The organism is Bacteroides fluxus YIT 12057 (assembly GCF_000195635.1).
In the GTDB taxonomy this organism is placed as follows: domain Bacteria; phylum Bacteroidota; class Bacteroidia; order Bacteroidales; family Bacteroidaceae; genus Bacteroides; species Bacteroides fluxus.
Genome location: NZ_GL882649.1, coordinates 1 through 1,292, shown reverse-complemented (window position 1 = coordinate 1,292; position 1,292 = coordinate 1). Strand labels below are relative to the sequence as shown.

At 51.4% G+C, this 1,292-nt stretch carries 1 protein-coding gene; it reads right to left on the bottom strand.

All coding sequences use genetic code 11. The features are described from left to right. The coding region (locus tag HMPREF9446_RS11560) for a DegT/DnrJ/EryC1/StrS family aminotransferase (RefSeq protein ID WP_039969253.1) at positions 1-1,223 on the bottom strand (1,223 nt) is incomplete at its 3' end. Positions 1,224-1,292: the final 69 nt, after the last annotated feature.

The window sequence follows — 1,292 nt, the reverse complement described above, 5'->3', positions numbered from 1 at the left end:
ATCTCTTCCACAATATAGTGTACGTCCTCATCCGTCACCCACGGGCCACTGGGCAAACACAAGCCACGCTTAAACAAAGATTCACTCACGCCGTTCACATAAGCCGGACTATCGGCATAAACCGGCTGCAGGTGCATAGGCTTCCATAAAGGACGACTCTCGATACCCGCCTTATCCAGCCATAGGCGCATGGCTTCCACATTACGGTTAGGCTCGCAAGAAGTATGCACACTATCCACCTCGTGGGTAACACCTGCCGCACCACCGACTGCACCTTTCACAGCTTCATGATAGGCATTCTCTTCTCCCTTTACATGAAGGCCCTCATCCAGAAGAACCGTATTCAGCCAGTAATTGCTGTCATAACGCTCCGAAGGATTCTCATGCAAGGTGATACCTTCTATATCCTTCAGTAAATCCCCGTACAAGTTACAGACATGCCTATGATGGGCAATGTGCTCATCAGCCACCGTCATCTGACCACGACCGATACCCGCACAGATGTTACTCATCCGGTAGTTATAGCCTATCTGTTCATGCTGATAATAAGGATAGGCCTCACGAGCCTGGGTGGCATAGAACATGATCTCTTTCTTGGCATCCTCATCCGGACAGATCAGGGCACCGCCGCCACTGGTGGTTATCATCTTATTGCCGTTGAAGCTCAGGACACCATACGTACCGAACGTGCCGCACATCCGGCCCTCAAACCTGCTGCCGAAACCCTCGGCGGCATCCTCAATGACAGGAATGCCATACTTGGAAGCTACGGACATGATCCCGTCAATCCTGCCGGGCATGCCATAAAGATAGACAGGGACAATCGCCTTTGGCTTCCGACCCGTCTTTTTGATACGGTCCTGAACCGCTGTTTCCAGAAGCACGGGATCCATGTTCCAGGTATCCGACTCGCTATCCACGAATACGGGGGTAGCACCGAGGTAAGTTACCGGATGGCTTGAGGCACAAAACGTAAAACTCTGTACTATCACCTCATCGCCCTGCCCCACTCCACAGGCCAACAGAGCCAGGTGCACCGCTGCCGTACCGGCACTCAATGCGACCACTTTCTTATCCTGGCCCACAAAATGTTCCAGTTCCTGCTCGAAGGCGTTCACGTTCGGACCGAGCGGAACCACCCAGTTGGTATCGAAGGCTTCCTGTATGAAGCCCATTTCCTTGCCGCTCATGTGAGCAAGGCAAAGATAGATTCTCTTATCCATAAAATATATGTGATTGTTCTAATGATGCGGTTTCCTCACGTAGTGGGGAATAAAAAGAAAGGAAAGAAG